At 38.8% G+C, this 1,231-nt stretch carries 2 protein-coding genes; one reads left to right on the top strand and one right to left on the bottom strand.

Translation table 11 applies throughout. The features are described from left to right. The first annotated feature begins 99 nt into the window (after positions 1-99). On the top strand, positions 100-468 hold the full coding sequence (locus tag AABW11_RS19970; protein ID WP_340107096.1) for a LytR/AlgR family response regulator transcription factor: 369 nt from the start codon (positions 100-102) through the stop codon (positions 466-468). A gap of 155 nt (positions 469-623) precedes the next feature. Here the strand turns inward: AABW11_RS19970 and AABW11_RS19965 are convergent, their stop codons facing one another. Further along, complete coding sequence (locus AABW11_RS19965) at positions 624-1,142, bottom strand: hypothetical protein (RefSeq protein WP_340107095.1); 519 nt, start codon at positions 1,140-1,142, stop codon at positions 624-626. Positions 1,143-1,231: the final 89 nt, after the last annotated feature.

Genomic DNA, 1,231 nt, shown 5'->3' with positions numbered 1-1,231 from the left:
AATTAATAACTAAGAATCGAACTCAGGTAATTAATTAGCGGCTAACTTTTGAGGTAACATTCCGTTCTGTATGTCGTAGGTAAACAAAAAGATATTGGAATGAAATGTATGGAAATGTCTGCCTCAAATGCTCTTACCCCGGATGATACTGTTTTGCTCAACGACGGGGATAAATGTAAGCTGGTAGAGCTGAAAAATGTTCGCTACTTCGAAACCTGTGGAAACTATAGTAAGACCTATTTCACCGGTGGCGCCCTTCTTATAAACAGGTCTCTCAACTACCTTGAATCTCGTCTTCCTTCCAAATGCTTTTTCCGAACCAGCCGCCAGTATATCATCAATCTGACCCATGTTGAGAAGCTCAATAAAATAGCCAGTGGTCAGTTTAAACTGACACTTTCATGCGGGAAAGAGATTGAAGTGTCCCGTCGCAGATCCAATAACTTACAAGAGAGATTGATACTGTAGATTGGTTTTAGGGAATTTGGAAATTAGAGAATTTGGTGATTGGTAATTAGTATGGACCATAACCATGTTTTTCATCCTATGAATTAGTTTTTATAAAAAAGGCATCCGGTTGTTCAACCGGATGCCTTTTTAAATTTTGAATAGAATGGATTTGATCAAATCAGCTGATCGATCATCATGCCGTTTGAATCGAAATACTCAATTCGCAATTCCCCATCTTTCATCATCACTACTTCATATTCGATGGTGTCTTTCATAAAGTTTTTGATGACACGTTTGTTGCCAACCATCGTCCAGCCGTTGTAATCGCCGGTTGTAATTTCGGCCATAATATTTCTCGGCAGTATAATATTACGCTGAATAACTGTTGCTTTGATGAGATTTCCGTTCGAACCGTTATATTCGGCGTAAAGCTCTTCGTTTTTGGACTTGCCCTCCACAACGTACTTCTCAGTACCCTGGTTGAGTTTTACATTATCAAGATTAGAGTTCTTGAATGGGTTTACTTCTTTCAGGCACTGAAGAGTTTGGAAGCAGTACAGATTACTTTCGTTGATACTGAGATTTGACTCAGCTGATTTGAAACTGTTATTCATGTGAGCCTGTGAAAAAGCAGCAGGAGCATATGATATAACCAATAAAAGTGCGGTAATAAGTAAGTTTTTAGATAACATAATGGAGGGGATTTAGTGAAGGTTTAACCTCGGTTACGCAATGATTCGTACAGCGGTTACAAGATTAAAAGCGCCTTTCGATGAGTGGT

This window comes from Rhodohalobacter sp. 8-1, assembly GCF_038150125.1.
Taxonomy (GTDB): domain Bacteria; phylum Bacteroidota; class Rhodothermia; order Balneolales; family Balneolaceae; genus SW132.
Note: the sequence above shows the minus strand (reverse complement) of the source record. Positions and strands in the feature narration are given on the sequence as shown.